The organism is Kitasatospora sp. NPDC089509 (assembly GCF_044749365.1).
In the GTDB taxonomy this organism is placed as follows: Bacteria; Actinomycetota; Actinomycetes; order Streptomycetales; family Streptomycetaceae; genus Kitasatospora.
The window spans coordinates 544,318-559,340 of record NZ_JBIVHS010000001.1; the positions used below are offsets into that span (position 1 = coordinate 544,318).

Annotated in this window: 15 protein-coding genes and 1 tRNA gene; all 16 read left to right on the top strand. The window is 73.4% G+C overall.

Annotated elements, in window-relative coordinates:
- The first annotated feature begins 125 nt into the window (after positions 1–125).
- Positions 126–1,172: a hydrogenase expression protein HypE gene (locus ACIP4P_RS02000; protein WP_350510837.1), complete on the top strand. Its 1,047-nt coding sequence runs from the start codon at positions 126–128 to the stop codon at positions 1,170–1,172.
- Positions 1,173–1,271: 99 nt separating this feature from the next.
- The gene (locus tag ACIP4P_RS02005; protein WP_350510836.1) at positions 1,272–3,059 is read left to right on the top strand and encodes a nickel-dependent hydrogenase large subunit; all 1,788 of its coding nucleotides are present in this window, start codon (positions 1,272–1,274) and stop codon (positions 3,057–3,059) included.
- Positions 3,056–3,523 carry a thioredoxin gene (locus ACIP4P_RS02010; RefSeq protein WP_400913742.1) on the top strand — a complete coding sequence of 156 codons (468 nt, stop codon included), beginning with the start codon at positions 3,056–3,058 and terminating at the stop codon, positions 3,521–3,523. Before ACIP4P_RS02005 ends, ACIP4P_RS02010 begins: the two co-directional genes overlap by 4 nt.
- Entirely contained in the window at positions 3,520–4,167 is a 648-nt protein-coding gene (locus ACIP4P_RS02015; RefSeq protein WP_400913745.1) for a DUF5947 family protein, read from the top strand. Before ACIP4P_RS02010 ends, ACIP4P_RS02015 begins: the two co-directional genes overlap by 4 nt.
- Entirely contained in the window at positions 4,164–4,808 is a 645-nt protein-coding gene (locus tag ACIP4P_RS02020) for a DUF6084 family protein (RefSeq protein WP_400913747.1), read from the top strand. Before ACIP4P_RS02015 ends, ACIP4P_RS02020 begins: the two co-directional genes overlap by 4 nt.
- Entirely contained in the window at positions 4,805–6,175 is a 1,371-nt protein-coding gene (locus ACIP4P_RS02025; RefSeq protein WP_400913749.1) for a hypothetical protein, read from the top strand. The genes ACIP4P_RS02020 and ACIP4P_RS02025 overlap by 4 nt, the downstream gene beginning before the upstream one ends.
- Positions 6,172–6,681 (top strand): hydrogenase maturation protease, encoded by a 510-nt coding sequence (locus ACIP4P_RS02030; RefSeq protein WP_400913750.1) that lies wholly within the window; start codon positions 6,172–6,174, stop codon positions 6,679–6,681. Before ACIP4P_RS02025 ends, ACIP4P_RS02030 begins: the two co-directional genes overlap by 4 nt.
- Positions 6,675–6,779, top strand: a complete 105-nt coding sequence (locus ACIP4P_RS02035) for a DUF6893 family small protein (RefSeq protein ID WP_400913752.1) — start codon at positions 6,675–6,677, stop codon at positions 6,777–6,779. Before ACIP4P_RS02030 ends, ACIP4P_RS02035 begins: the two co-directional genes overlap by 7 nt.
- A 116-nt stretch (positions 6,780–6,895) precedes the next feature.
- Positions 6,896–7,270 carry a hydrogenase maturation nickel metallochaperone HypA gene (gene hypA / locus ACIP4P_RS02040; protein WP_400913753.1) on the top strand — a complete coding sequence of 125 codons (375 nt, stop codon included), beginning with the start codon at positions 6,896–6,898 and terminating at the stop codon, positions 7,268–7,270.
- Between the two features lie 5 nt (positions 7,271–7,275).
- Positions 7,276–8,118 (top strand): hydrogenase nickel incorporation protein HypB, encoded by an 843-nt coding sequence (hypB, locus tag ACIP4P_RS02045; protein ID WP_400913755.1) that lies wholly within the window; start codon positions 7,276–7,278, stop codon positions 8,116–8,118.
- Positions 8,115–10,421 (top strand): carbamoyltransferase HypF, encoded by a 2,307-nt coding sequence (hypF, locus tag ACIP4P_RS02050; protein WP_400913757.1) that lies wholly within the window; start codon positions 8,115–8,117, stop codon positions 10,419–10,421. Before hypB ends, hypF begins: the two co-directional genes overlap by 4 nt.
- Before the next feature lie 6 nt (positions 10,422–10,427).
- Positions 10,428–10,763, top strand: a complete 336-nt coding sequence (locus tag ACIP4P_RS02055; RefSeq protein ID WP_400913759.1) for a HypC/HybG/HupF family hydrogenase formation chaperone — start codon at positions 10,428–10,430, stop codon at positions 10,761–10,763.
- Complete coding sequence (gene hypD, locus ACIP4P_RS02060; protein WP_400913761.1) at positions 10,760–11,884, top strand: hydrogenase formation protein HypD; 1,125 nt, start codon at positions 10,760–10,762, stop codon at positions 11,882–11,884. Before ACIP4P_RS02055 ends, hypD begins: the two co-directional genes overlap by 4 nt.
- Entirely contained in the window at positions 11,877–12,956 is a 1,080-nt protein-coding gene (hypE, locus tag ACIP4P_RS02065; RefSeq protein ID WP_350510826.1) for a hydrogenase expression/formation protein HypE, read from the top strand. The genes hypD and hypE overlap by 8 nt, the downstream gene beginning before the upstream one ends.
- Before the next feature lie 69 nt (positions 12,957–13,025).
- Positions 13,026–13,099, top strand: a tRNA-Met gene (locus tag ACIP4P_RS02070).
- 227 nt (positions 13,100–13,326) lie between these two features.
- Positions 13,327–14,985 (top strand): phospholipase, encoded by a 1,659-nt coding sequence (locus tag ACIP4P_RS02075; RefSeq protein WP_400913762.1) that lies wholly within the window; start codon positions 13,327–13,329, stop codon positions 14,983–14,985.
- Positions 14,986–15,023 lie beyond the last annotated feature (38 nt).

Below are 15,023 nucleotides of genomic sequence, written 5' to 3' on the forward strand. Positions count from 1 at the left end.
GCCCCGCCGGCCTTGCGCGCACCGGGCGGTCCCGCCCGCCGCGCGGAGCGGCGGCCGTCCCCGAGCGTTGCTATGACTGGGTTCGAGCCACTCACCCCGGCTCCCATCCCCGAGGAGGCATCCTCATGGGTGCTGCAACAACCGACACCGACGTGGTGCACATTCTCTGGATCAACGCGGGCCTCAGCTGCGACGGCGACTCCGTCTCGCTGACCGCCGCGATGCAGCCCAGCATCGAGGAGATCGTCACCGGCGCGCTGCCCGGCCTGCCGAAGGTCGCCGTGCACTGGCCGCTGATCGACTTCGAGTGCGGCCCGGTCCAGGGCGCGGACAACTTCGTCGAATGGTTCTTCAAGGCCGACCGCGGCGAGCTCGAACCGTTCGTGCTGGTCGTCGAGGGGTCGATCCCCAACGAGAAGATCAAGAAGGAGGGCTACTGGTGCGGCTTCGGCGACGACCCCGCCACCGGCCAGCCCATCACCACCAGTGAGTGGCTGGACCGGCTCGCCTCCAAGGCGACCGCCGTGGTCGCGATCGGCACCTGCGCCACGTACGGCGGCATCCACGCCATGGCCGGCAACCCGACCGGCGCGATGGGCGTGCCGGACTACCTCGGCTGGGACTGGAAGTCCAAGGCCGGACTGCCGATCGTCTGCGTCCCGGGCTGCCCGATCCAGCCCGACAACTTCGCCGAGACCCTGACCTACCTGCTCTACCAGCTGGCCGGTTCCGCGCCGATGATCCCGCTCGACGACAAGCTGCGGCCCGCCTGGCTGTTCGGCGCCACCGTGCACGAGGGCTGCGACCGCGGCGGCTACTACGAACAGGGCCAGTTCGCCACCGACTACGGCACCCCCGAGTGCCTGGTGCGGCTCGGCTGCTGGGGCCCGGTCGTCAAGTGCAACGTCACCAAGCGCGGCTGGATCAACGGCGTCGGCGGCTGCCCGAACGTGGGCGGCATCTGCATCGCCTGCACCATGCCCGGCTTCCCGGACAAGTTCATGCCCTTCATGGACCCGCCGCCCGGCGCACGCGTCTCCACCGGCGCCAGCACCGTGTACGGCGCGGTGATCCGCCGACTGCGCGCGATCACCCAGCAGACCGTCGACAAGGAACCCAAGTGGCGCCGCACCGGCCGCCAGCTGACCACGGGTTACCGCCCGCCCTGGTGACAGCGGAGGGCCGCACACCGCCCCCGGTGTGCGGCCCCCGTCGGCCGCCGCCCGGCCAGTGGAACCCGCAGACCCCGTAGACAAGGAAACGCAGAGACGATGGCAACACCGACGACCAGGGCGGCCGGCGACGGCAGCGGCCTGACCGAGATGTCGTGGGATCCGATCACCCGGATCGTGGGCAGTCTGGGCATCCACACGAAGATCGACTTCAAGCAGAAGCGGGTCGCGGAGTGCTACAGCACCTCCTCGGTCTTCCGCGGCTACAGCGTCTTCATGCGCGGCAAGGACCCGCGCGACGCCCACTTCATCACCAGCCGGATCTGCGGGATCTGCGGCGACAACCACGCCACCTGCTCGGTCTACACCCAGAACATGGCCTACGGGGTGAAGCCCCCGCACCTGGGCGAATGGATCATCAACCTCGGCGAGGCCGCCGAGTACATGTTCGACCACAACATCTTCCAGGAGAACCTGGTCGGGGTCGACTACTGCGAGAAGATGGTCCGCGAGACCAACCCGGGCGTCCTCGAACTCGCCGAACGCACCGAGGCCCCGCACGCCGGCGACCACGGCTACAAGACCATCGCCGACATCATGCGCTCGCTCAACCCGATCGAGGGCGAGTTCTACCGCGAGGCGCTGCAGGTCAGCCGGTACACCCGGGAGATGTTCTGCCTGATGGAGGGCCGCCACGTGCACCCCTCCACGCTCTACCCGGGCGGCGTCGGCACGGTCGCCACCGTGCAGCTGTTCACCGACTACCTGACCCGGCTGATGCGCTACGTCGAGTTCATGAAGAAGGTCGTGCCGCTGCACGACGACCTCTTCGACTTCTTCTACCAGGCGCTGCCCGGCTACGAGGAGGTCGGCCGGCGCCGGGTCCTGCTCGGCTGCTGGGGCAGCCTCAACGACCCCGACCACTGCGACTTCACCTACCGCAACATGACCGACTGGGGCCGACGGATGTTCGTCACCCCCGGCGTCGTGGTGGACGGCAAGCTGGTCACCAACGACCTGACGCAGATCAACCTCGGCATCCGGATCCTGCTCGGCAGCTCCTACTACGAGGACTGGCAGGGCAAGGAACAGTTCGTCACCCACGACCCGCTCGGCAACCCGGTCGACCCCCGGCACCCGTGGAACCAGCACACCATCCCCCAGCCGCAGAAGCGCAACTTCGACGACAAGTACAGCTGGGTGATGTCCCCGCGCTGGTTCGACGGCAAGGACCACCTCGCCCTGGACACCGGCGGCGGCCCGATCGCCCGGCTGTGGTCCACCGCGCTCTCCGGCCTGGTCGACATCGGCTACGTCAAGGCCACCGGCCACAGCGTCGTGATCAACCTGCCCCGCTCGATGACCAAGCCCGAGGTCAGCTTCGAGTGGAAGATCCCGCAGTGGAGCAACGCCATCGAGCGCAACCGCGCCCGCACCTACTTCCAGGCCTACGCGGCCGCCGCCGCCCTGCACTTCGCCGAGAAGGCCCTCGACGAGGTCCGCGCCGGGCGCAGCCAGACCTGGGAGCGCTTCGAGGTGCCGGACGAGTCCATCGGCTGCGGCTTCACCGAGGCCGTGCGCGGCGTGCTCTCGCACCACATGGTCATCCGCGACGGCAAGATCGCCAACTACCACCCGTACCCGCCCACCCCGTGGAACGCCAGCGTGCGGGACAGCTACGGCACGCCCGGACCGTACGAGGACGCGGTGCAGAACACCCCGATCTTCGAGGAGAACTCCCCGGAGAACTTCAAGGGCATCGACATCATGCGCGCCGTGCGCAGCTTCGACCCCTGTCTGCCCTGCGGCGTGCACATGTACGTCGGCAACGGCCGCACCCTGAAGACCATGCACGTGCCCACCGGCCTGAGCGGGCTCACCGCATGACGGCCGAACAGACCGGGCTGCGGATCCAGCAGGCCCTGGACGCACTGGCCGGCAGCGGCGCCGAGCAGGCGGGCGAGCAACTCGTCCGCGACCTGATGGAGTTCTACGGCGAGGGACTGGCCAGACTCGTCCCGGCGCTGCCGCCGCCCGCCCTGGAACGGATGCTGGACGACCCGGCGGTCGCCGGGCTGCTGCTCCTGCACGACCTGCACCCCGAGGACGTCACCGCCCGGATCGGCCGGGCGCTGGCCGACCTGCCCGAGCGGATCGAGGTGCTCGGCTTCGACCCCGTGACCGGCGCCCTGCGGCTGCGCCGCACGGCCACCGGCTGCGGCTGCGGGGAACAGGAGGTGGAGGCCGCCCTCGCCCGCCACGTGCCCGAGGTGACCGCCCTGGAACTGGAGCGCGCCCCGCAACTGCTCCAGATCGGCAGCCGCCCGCCGCAGCCCGCGGAGGCCCGGTGAACACCCGCAGGGTCTCCCGGGACGGGACCGCCCTGCTGCGCCGACTGCGCGAGCCGGCCCCGCCGCGCCCCGAACAGTGCGGCCTGTGCGGCCGCGACCTGCCCCCCGGCCACCGCCACCTGGTCGACGTCGAGGACCGCGCGCTGGCCTGCAGCTGCACCGCCTGCGGCCTGCTGTTCGAGCAGCCGGGCGCGGCCGGCGGCCGCTACCGCACCGTCCCGGACCGGGTCCTCACCGACCCGGACGGAACGGTCGACGAGCGGGCCTGGTCGGTGCTGGGCGTCCCGGTCGGCACCGTCTTCCTGTTCCGCAACGCCGTGCTCGACCGGCTGCTCGCCTTCTACCCCGGGCCGGCCGGCGCCACCGAGAGCGAGGTGGACCAGGAGGCCTGGCAGCGCGCCCTCGGCGCGAACCGGCTGGCCGCCGCCCTGGAACCGGACGTGGAGGCGCTGCTGCTGCGCCGCACGGAGGGGCGGGTGTCCTGCTTCCTGGTGCCGATCGACGTCTGCTACGAACTGGTCGGCCGGCTCCGGCGGTGCTGGCACGGCTTCGACGGCGGAGCCGAGGCGCAGGCCGAACTCGACGCGTTCTTCGGGCAGTTGACCGTCCGGGCCCGCCCGCTGCCGACGGCGGTGACGGCGTGACGACGCTCGGCTTCGCCTGCACCGGGGTGCGCACCGACCCGTACGCGGCCGGGCCGACCCTGGTGTTCCGGCTGCGGATCACGGCGCCCGCCGACACCCGGGTGCACGCCCTCGCGCTGCAGTGCCAGCTGCGGATCGAACCCGCCCGCCGGCCGTACGGCGACGCCGAGGGCGAGCGGCTGACCGACCTGTTCGGCGGCCGGGAGCGCTGGGCGACCACGCTCAACCCGATCCAGTTCGCCACCGTGCCGCTGCTGGTGCCCGGCTTCACCGGGGAGACCGAGGCCGACCTCGTCGTCCCGGCCAGCTACGACCTGGAGGTGGCCGGCGCCCGGTACTTCCGCGCACTGGACGGCGGCGAGGTGCCGCTGCTGCTGCTGTTCTCCGGCACCGCCTTCGCCGGGCCCGGCGGCTTCCAGGTCACCCCGGTGCCCTGGGACAAGGAGGCCCGGGTGCGGATGCCGGTCCGGGTCTGGCGGGAGGCCGTCGACCGGCACTTCCCCGGCTGCGGCTGGCTGCGGCTGCCCGAGGACGTCCTCGACGAACTGCTGGCCTACCGCTCCCGCCGGGCCCTGCCCTCCTGGGAGGCGACGGTGCGCGAACTGCTGGCCGGCGCCGAGGTGGCGGAGGGGGCCCGGTGAACGGCTTCCCCGAGGGGATCGAGCGCGGCTTCGCGGCCGCCCGGCAGATCGCCGACGCGGTACTGCTGGAGGGCTACGTGCTCTACCCCTACCGTGCCTCGGCCGCCAAGAACCGGCTGCGCTGGCAGTTCGGCGTCCTGGTGCCGCCCGAGTACACCGCACAGGGCGGCGAGCACTCCCACCAGCGCACCGAATGCGTGATGGAGGCGCGCGCCGACGACCGGCTGGCGGTCGAGCTGCGCTTCCTGCGGGTCCAGCGGCGCACCGTCGAACAGGCCACTGCCAACGGGCAGTTCGAGCCGGTGGAGCGGCTGGAGCTGGCCGACCGGGTGCTGGTCGAATGGGACGAGGGCGTCGAGGAGCGGATCGAACTGCTGCTGCCGGTCGAGGAGTTGACCGGCACGGGAGGGCAGCAGCACGGGTTCCGGCTGCCGGGCGTCGGCAGCACCGAGCTGCTGCACGAGCACGGCACGGCGGTCGGCCGGCTGGTGCGACGGCGCGAACAGGTCGACGGGCTGGTGCGGTTGCGGGTCGAGGAACTGCCCGGCCCGTACCGGGCCCAGCGGCTCACCGTCGAGGTGGAGAACGCCTCCACCTGGACACCGCGCCGCAAGACCGGCCGCGAGGAGGCGCTGCCGCGCTCCCTGGTCTCCGTCCACCTGCTGCTCGGACTGGAGCACGGCCGCTTCCTCTCGGTCACCGATCCGCCCGAGTGGGCCCGCCCGGCCGTCCAGCGCTGCCGCAACAAGCACACCTGGCCGGTGCTGGCCGGCGCCGACGGCGACAACCGGGTGCTGCTCTCCTCGCCGATCATCCTGGAGGACCACCCGAGGATCGCCCCGGAGAGCCTCGGCACCCTCTACGACGCCACCGAGATCGACGAGATCCTGGCGCTGCGCACGGCGGCCCTGACCGAGGACGAGAAGCGCGAGGCCCGGGGCACCGACGACCGGGCCGGCGCGGTGGTCGACCTGGCCGAGTCGATGCCGCCCGAGGTGCTGGAACGGCTGCACGGCGCGGTCCGGGGGCTGCGCGAGATCACCGGCGACTCCGGCCCCGAGCAGCCCTGGTGGGACCCGGGCGGCGACCCGACGGTGGACCCCGAGCGGGACCGGGTGCTGGTCGACGGCCGGTCGGTCGGCGCGGGCAGCCGGGTGGTGCTGCGACCCGGACGGCGACGCACCGACGCCCAGGACCTCTTCCTGGCCGGGCGGACCGGCGTCGTCGAGGCGGTCCTGCACGACGTCGACGGCTCGGTGCACCTGGCCGTCACGGTGGAGGACGACCCGGGCGCGGACCTCTGGCGGGCCCAGGGGCGCTTCCGCTACTTCCAGCCCGACGAGGTCACCCCGCTGGAGGAGTCGTGACCGGCGGGAAGGTGCTGGTCGCCGGGGTCGGCAACATCTTCCTCGGCGACGACGGCTTCGGCGTCGAGACCGTCCGGCGGCTGGCCGCCCACCCGCTGCCGGCGGGCGTCGAGCTGGTCGACATCGGGGTGCGCGGCGTCGACCTGGCCTACCGGCTGCTCGACGGCTATCGCACCGCCGTCCTGGTGGACGCCACCTGCCGCGGCGGCGCACCCGGCACCGTCTACCTGATCGAGGCGGCCGCCGAACCGCTGGAGGTGCCCGTCCTGGACGGCCACCGGATGGGCCCGGACGCCGTGCTCGGACTGCTCGCCACGCTCGCGGCCGGCACCGGGGGCTCGGCGCCGGAACGGGTGCTGGTGGTCGGCTGCGAACCGGCGTCGCTGGAGGAGGGCATCGGGCTGAGCGAACCCGTCGCCGCCGCCGTGGAGCAGGCCGTTCGGATGGTGCTCCGGGCCGTGGCGGAGGAGAGCACGCAGCCGGAGAGGAGGACGACACCATGCTGAGGAAACTGTTCTGCGCGGCCCTGCTGACCGCGTTCGGCGCGCTGGTCTGGCAGAGCCTGCCGGATCTCAAGCGGTACCTGAAGATCTCCCGGATGTGAGTCGCGGATTGCTGCGAACGGTGCAGCCCCGGGTGCGGTGGCGGCGCGGCTTCGGGCCGTGGCCGCCACCGACCCCTGTAATGGGGCGCGTTGCCGCCCGCCGTGGGAAGGGACCGATGCACGAGATGTCGATCGCCGCCGCCGTCGTCGAGCAGGTGGACGAGGCCGCCCGGCGGCACGGGGCCCCCGGGGTGGCGCGAGTGCGGTTGCAGGTGGGCGAGTTGGCCGGGGTGGTCGCCGAGGCCCTCGACTTCTGCTTCGAACTGGCCTGCGCCGGAACCCTGGTGGAGGGCGCGGCGCTGGACACCGAGCCGGTGACGGCGCGGGCCCGCTGCGCGCCCTGCGCGGTCGAATGGGCCGTCGGCATGCCGCCGGACCTCGGCTGCCCGAACTGCCGCACCGGCGGCAACGTCCACCTGCTCGCCGGGCGCGAGCTCCAGATCCTCGACGTCGAGTGGGCCCGGTGCCCGCCGGCCGGGCAGAAAGGCTGATCCCGATGTGCGAGACGGGCCACACGGTCGACCTCCGGCGGGCGGTCCTCGCCCGCAACGACGACAGCGCCCGCGGCCTGCGGGCCGCGCTCGCCGCCCGCGGCACCGCCGCGGTCAATCTGCTCTCCAGCCCGGGCAGCGGCAAAACCGCCCTGCTGGAGGCCGAGTTGGGGCTCGCCCGGCGGCGCGGGATCCCGGTCGCCGCGCTCACCGCCGACCTCGCCACCGAGAACGACGCGCTACGGCTGGCCCGTTCGGGCGCGCCGGTGAAGCAGGTGCTGACCGACGGGCTCTGCCACCTGGAGGCGCGGATGCTGGCCGGGCACCTGGACGGCTGGCTGCCCGAGGACTGCCGGCTGCTGTTCGTGGAGAACGTCGGCAACCTGGTCTGCCCGGCCTCCTACGACCTCGGCGAGACGCTGCGGGTGGTGCTGGCCTCGGTCACCGAGGGCGAGGACAAGCCGCTGAAGTACCCGACCGCGTTCGGGCTGGCCAACCTCGTCCTGGTGACCAAGACGGACATCGCCGCGGCGGTCGGGTTCGACGAGGCGACGTTCCTGGCGAACGTCCAGCGGGTCAACCCCGGGGTGGAGGTGGTGCGCACCTCGGCGCGCAGCGGGGAGGGGATCGGGGCGCTGCTGGAGCGGGCGTCGGGCCTGCTGGACGGCGCGGTGCCGCACCGGCCGGTGATGGCGGCGGCCGGGCACGCGGGGCACGTCCACGACGGGCACGCGCACGCGCACGAGGGGCACGTCCATGACGGGCACACGGACGATGGGCACGCGTACGACGGGCATGGGCACGGGACACCCGCGGGGCACCAGCACGCGGCGCCGGAGGTCCCGTGACCGCGCTCGACCGTGAGCGGCGCCGGGTCGCCGTCCGCGGCCTGGTGCAGGGCGTCGGCTTCCGGCCGTTCGTCTTCGCGCTGGCCGGGGAGCTGGGGCTCGACGGCAGCGTCACCAACACCGGTGAGGGCGTGCTCGCCGAGGTCGAGGGCAGCCCGGCGGCCCTGGACGCGTTCTGCCACCGGCTGGCCGCCGACGCGCCCCCGCTGGCCCGGGTCGCCTCGGTCGAGCACGCGCCGCTCGCCGCCACCGGCACCCCCGGCTTCACCATCACCCCCTCCCGCACCGACGGCCCGCGCGCCACCCTGATCCCGCCCGACGTGGCGACCTGCGCCGACTGCCTGGCCGAACTCATCGACCCGGCCGACCGGCGCCACCGGCACCCGTTCATCAGCTGCACCAACTGCGGCCCCCGGCACACCATCGTGACCGGCCTGCCGTACGACCGCGGCAACACCACCATGGCCGGCTTCCCGATGTGCCCGGACTGCGCCCGCGAGTACGCCGACCCCGCCGACCGCCGCTTCCACGCCCAGCCCGTCGCCTGCCACGCCTGCGGCCCCCGGCTCACCCTGACCGTGTCCGGGCAGGACGCCCTCGACGGCGAGGACGCCCTCGGCGAGGCCCGGCGGCTGCTGGCCGACGGGGCGGTCCTCGCCGTCAAAGGCATCGGCGGCTACCACCTCGCCTGCGACGCGCGCGACACCGCGGCCGTCGCCCTGCTGCGCCGACGCAAGCGGCGTGGCGACAAGCCCTTCGCCGTGATGGCCCGCGACCTCGCCACCGTCGAGCAACTACGGCCGCTCGGGCCGGTCGAGCGGGAACTGCTCACCGGCCCGGTCCGGCCGATCGTCCTGCTGCGCCGCCCCGGCGGCTTCGCGGCGGAACTCCCGGCGGTCGCCCCCGGCAGCCCCGACCTCGGGGTGCTGCTCCCGTACACCCCGCTGCACCACCTGCTGCTCGCCGCCCCCGGGCCCGACCTGCTGGTGATGACCAGCGCCAACCTCTCCGGGGAGCCGATCGTCACCGACGACCGGCAGGCGCTCACCGCGCTCGCCCCGCTGGTGGACGGCTGGCTCAGCCACGACCGGCCGATCCACGTGCCCTGCGAGGACTCGGTGGTGCGGGTGGTGGACGGCGAACTGCTGCCGCTGCGCCGCTCGCGCGGGTACGCCCCGCTGCCGCTCCCGCTGCCGGTGCCGGTCCGGCCGGTGCTCGCGGTCGGCGGCGACCTCAAGAACGCCTTCGCGCTGGCCCGGGACGGCTACGCCTGGCTGTCCGGGCACATCGGCGACATGGACGACCTGGCCACCCTGCGCGCCTTCGACCGCGCCGTCGAGCAGCTCGGCACGGTCAGCGGGGTGCGGCCCGACCTGCTGGTCGCCGACCGGCACCCCGGCTACCGCTCGGTCCGGCACGCCGAGCGCACCGCCGCCGGCCGGCCGCTGCGCCGGGTACAGCACCACCACGCCCACATCGCCGCCGTGCTGGCCGAACACGGACTGGACGGCGGCCGCCCGGTGCTCGGGGTGGCCTTCGACGGCACCGGCTACGGCGAGGACGGCGCGATCTGGGGCGGCGAGGTGCTGCTGGCCGACTACGACGGCTTCCGCCGCCTCGCCCACCTCGGCTACGTACCGCTGCCGGGCGGGGACGCGGCGGTGCGGCGCCCGTACCGGACGGCGCTCGCCCACCTGCGTGCGGCCGGGCTGCCCTGGGCCGCCGGGCTGCCGCCGGTCCGGGCCTGCCCGGAGGAGGAACTGCGGCTGCTGGAAAGTCAGTTGGCGCGCGGGCTGAACTGTGTGCCGACCTCCAGCATGGGCCGGCTGTTCGACGCGGTGTCCTCGCTGGCCGGGATCTGCCACCGGGCCGGGTACGAGGCCCAGGCGGCGATCGAACTGGAGGCGGCGGCCGTGGAGTTCGGCCCGGCCGCGGGCTACGACTTCGGGCTGGACGCCCGCCGGGACGGCTGGACCGCCGATCCCGGACCGGTGCTGGCCGGGGTGGTCGCGGACGTGACCGCGGGCGCACCGGTCGGGCTGGTCGCCGCGCGCTTCCACACCGCGGTGGCCGACCTGGTCCGGCGGATCTGCGCGGTCGTCCGGGACCGGCACGGCACCGGCACGGTCGCGCTCAGCGGCGGCGTCTTCGCCAACGCGCTGCTCTCCTCGGCCTGCGCGCGCGGCCTCGGGGAGGACGGCTTCACCGTGCTGCGGCACCGCCGGGTGCCGCCCAACGACGGAGGGCTGGCGCTCGGCCAGCTGATGGTGGCCGGCCGGTCGTCGGCCGCCAGGGAGGAGTGAGAGCGGATGTGCCTGGCGGTGCCCGGCAGGGTGACGGAGATCGGGGAGCGGGACGGGACCCGGATGGCGGTGATGGATTTCGGCGGGGTGGTCAAGGACGTGTGCCTGGAGTACCTGCCCGATCTGGGGGTGGGGGAGTACGCGATCGTCCACGTGGGCTTCGCGTTGCAGCGCCTGGACGAGGAGTCGGCCCGGCGGACCCTGGCGCTGTTCGAGGAACTCGGGCTGCTGCAGGAGGAGTTCGGCGACCCGTGGGAGGCGGCGTCGGACGGGCCGACGGACGGGCCGGCGGTCGGGCCGGCGGGAGTGGCCGGCATGGTCGAGGAGGGCGGTGAGCGGTGAAGTACCTGGAGGAGTTCCGCAACCCCGAGCTGGCGGCGGGCCTGCTCGCCGACATCAGGGCGACGGTCACCCGGCCGTGGGCGCTGATGGAGGTGTGCGGCGGCCAGACGCACAGCATCATCCGGCATGCCATCGACCAACTACTGCCGGACGAGGTCGAGTTGATCCACGGCCCGGGCTGCCCGGTGTGCGTCACCCCGCTGGAGGTGATCGACCGGGCACTGGCGATCGCCGCCCGGCCCGAGGTGATCTTCTGCTCCTTCGGGGACATGCTGCGGGTGCCCGGCACCGACCGCGACCTGTTCCGGGTCCGGGGCGAGGGCGGTGACGTCCGGGTGGTGTACTCGCCGCTGGACGCGCTGCGGATCGCCCGGGAGAACCCCGACCGGGAGGTGGTCTTCTTCGGCATCGGCTTCGAGACCACCGCCCCGCCCAACGCGATGGCCGTCCACCAGGCCCGGAAGCAGGGCCTGGGCAACTTCAGCATGCTGGTCTCGCACGTCCGGGTGCCCCCGGCGATCGACGCGATCATGGCCTCGCCGGACTGCCGGGTGCAGGCCTTCCTCGCCGCCGGGCACGTGTGCAGCGTGATGGGCACCGCCGAGTACCCGGCGCTCGCCGAGCGCCACCGGGTGCCGATCGTGGTCACCGGCTTCGAGCCGCTGGACATCCTGGAGGGAATCCGGCGCACTGTACGGCAGTTGGAGCGCGGCGAGCACACCGTCGACAACGCCTACCCGCGGGCCGTCCGGCCGGAGGGCAACCCGGCCGCCCGGGCGATGCTGGAGGACGTCTTCGAGGTGACCGACCGCCCCTGGCGGGGCATCGGGGTGATCCCGCGCAGCGGCTGGCGGCTCGCCCCGGCCTACCGGGACCACGATGCCGAGCACCGCTTCGACGTCGCGGGCATCCGGACCAGCGAGCCCGCCCAGTGCCGGGCCGGTGAGGTGCTGCAAGGCCTGCTGAAGCCCCACCAGTGCGAGGCCTTCGGCACGGTCTGCACCCCGCGCACCCCGCTCGGCGCCACCATGGTCTCCAGCGAAGGGGCCTGCGCCGCGTACTACCTCTACCGGCGGCTGAGCGCGCCGAACCCCGCCCAGGAGGCGAGCCCCGTTGGCTGACACCGAGATCCTGACGGAACCCGCGCCCGACTTCTCCGGCTGGAGCTGCCCGCTGCCGCTGCGCGACCACCCCCGGGTGGTGATGGGCCACGGGGGCGGCGGGGCGATGTCCGCCGAGCTGGTGGAGAACCTCTTCGCGCCCGCGTTCGGCGGTCCGGCGCTGGCGGGCCTCGGCGACTCCGCGGTGCTGGAGCTGGGCGGCGCCCGGCTCGCCTTCTCCACCGACTCCTACGTGGTGCGGCCGCTGTTCTTCCCCGGCGGCTGCATCGGGGACCTCGCGGTCAACGGCACGGTCAACGACCTGGCCATGAGCGGGGCCCGGGCGGCCTACCTGTCCTGCGGCTTCATCCTGGAGGAGGGGGTGGAGATGGCGGTGGTCGACCGGGTGGCCCGGGCGCTCGGCGCCGCCGCCCGTACCGCCGGGGTGGAGGTGGCCACCGGGGACACCAAGGTGGTCGAGGCCGGGCACGGGGACGGCGTCTACCTGAACACCGCCGGCATCGGGCTCGTCCCGGCCGGGGTGGACATCCGGCCGCAGCGGGCCCGGCCGGGCGACGTGGTGATCGTCAGCGGGCCGATCGGGCTGCACGGGGTGGCGATCATGAGCGTCCGGGAGGGGCTGGAGTTCGGGGTCGAGGTGCGCAGCGACTGCGCGGCGCTCGGCGGCCTGGTCGGGGCGATGCTGGCGGCGACCCGCGATCTGCACGTGCTGCGCGACCCCACCCGGGGCGGACTGGCGGCGGCGCTCAACGAGATCGCGGCGGCGGCCGGGGTGGGGGTGGTGGTGAGCGAGCGGGCCGTGCCGGTCCCGGAGCCGGTGGCCAACGCCTGCGGCCTGCTCGGCCTGGATCCGATGTACGTCGCGAACGAGGGCAAGCTGGTCGCCTTCGTCCCGCGCGGCGAGGCGGAGGCCGTGCTCGCCGCGATGCGGGCGCACCCGCTGGGCGCGGAGGCGGTGGTGATCGGCGAGTGCGTCGAGGACCACCCCGGGATGGTCGTCGCCCGGACCGGCTTCGGCGGCACCCGGGTGGTCGACCTGCCGATCGGGGAGCAGTTGCCGCGGATCTGCTGAGTCCGGCGTGGGGGAGGGTGTTAACGATTTCTGTTTCGGCCGGGTTGTCGCCTACAGTGGTCTCACCGACGCGGGGTGGAGCAGCTCGGTAGCTCGCTGGGCTCATAACCCAGAGGTCGCAGGTTCAAATCCTGTCCCCGCTACTAGCAGAAGCCGGGGTCGACGCACTTGTTGCGTCGGCCCCGGCTTCTTTGCGTTGCGCGGGTGTGTGCCGACCCCGTGGTTTCCTCCGTCCGTCCCGTGCTCCTGAGCCTGTGTCAGGCCGAATCGGCAGGTTTGATGGGACCATGACGCCACATCAGGTTAACTTAAGGTAATTTAAAGGAGTCGTCCGGGTGAACGTCCCCGGCCTCCTTTGAAGGACTCGTACGTGCTCTCTCACCAGTCCCGCCGTTCCGGCCGCCGTCTGGCCGGTTCCGCGCTGGCCCTCGTCGCCGCCGTCGCCCTGCTGCCCGTCGCCCCCGCGTTCGCCGAACCGGCCCCCGCCTCCGCTGCCCAGGCGGATGCCACTCCCTACCTGGACGCGGTCGAGCAGGCCCTGCGCCAGGTGTCCCCCGGGACGGAGGGGACGGTGTGGCAGCGGACGGCCGGCAACCGGCTGGACGCGCCGGCCGGCGACCCGGGCGGCTGGCTGCTGCAGACGCCGGGGTGCTGGGGCGACGCCTCCTGCACCGAACGGGCAGGCACCAAGCGGCTGTTGGACAAGATGAGGGAGAACATCGGCCGGGCCACCCGGACCGTCGACATATCAACTCTCGCGCCCTTCCCGGACGGTGCGTTCCAGGACGCCATCGCGGACGGCCTCAAGGCGTCGGTGGCCGCGGGCAACACCCCGCACGTGCGGATCCTGGCCGGGGCCGCGCCGCTGTACAACATCACCGCGCTGCCCTCGAAGTACCGGGACGACCTGGTGGCCCGGCTCGGCGGCGCCGCGCGCAGTGTGACCGTCGAGGTGGCCTCGATGACCACCGCGAAGACGGCGTTCTCCTGGAACCACTCCAAGCTGCTGGTCGTCGACGGGCAGAGCGTCATCACCGGCGGGATCAACAACTGGAAGAACGACTACCTGGACACCGCCCACCCGGTGAGCGACGTCGACCTCGCGCTGACCGGCCCGGCCGCCGCCTCCGCCGGCGCCTACCTGGACACCCTGTGGGACTGGACCTGCCGCAACAGCGGCCTCCTCTCGGCCGCCTGGTTCGCCTCCACCAACGGCGCCGGGTGCACCCCGGACCTGGAGCAGCGGCTCAACCCGCCGGCCGCCCAGGTGCCGGCCACCGGCACCTTGCCGGTGATCGCCGTCGGCGGCCTGGGCGTCGGGATCCGCGACACCGACCCCGCCTCCGACTACCGTCCGGGCCCGCTGCCGGCCGTCGACGACGTCAAGTGCGGCCCGATCGGCCTGCGCGACCGCACCAACGACGACCGCGACTACGCGGCGGTCAACCCGGAGGAGAGCGCGCTGCGCGCCCTGATCGCCGGTGCCGGCAGCCGGATCGACATCTCCCAGCAGGACATGACCGGCACCTGCCCGCCGATGCCCCGCTACGACGTGCGGCTCTTCGACCAGCTGGCCGGCAAGCTCGCCGACGGCGTGAAGGTCCGCATCGTGGTCAGCGACCCCGCCAACCGGGGCACGGTCGGCAGCGGCGGCTACTCGCAGATCAGGTCGCTGAACGAGATCAGCGACACCCTCGCCGCCCGGCTCACCGCCCGCCTCGGCGACCCGGCCAAGGCCCGGACCACGATGTGCCGCAACCTCCAACTCGCCCCGTTCCGGGCCGCGTCCACCCCGACCTGGGCCGACGGCCACCCGTACGCGCTGCACCACAAGCTGGTCTCGGTCGACGGGTCGGCCTTCTTCATCGGCTCCAAGAACCTGTACCCGGCCTGGCTGCAGGACTTCGGTTACGTGGTCGAGAACCGCACCGCCGCAGCGCAGTTGGACGCCCAGCTGCTCGCCCCGCAGTGGCAGTACTCGCAGGCCGCGGCGACCTTCGACTACAGCCGGGGGATCTGCCAGGGCTGATCCCGCGGGCCGACCGGCCGTCCGGGGTGTCCGAAGTC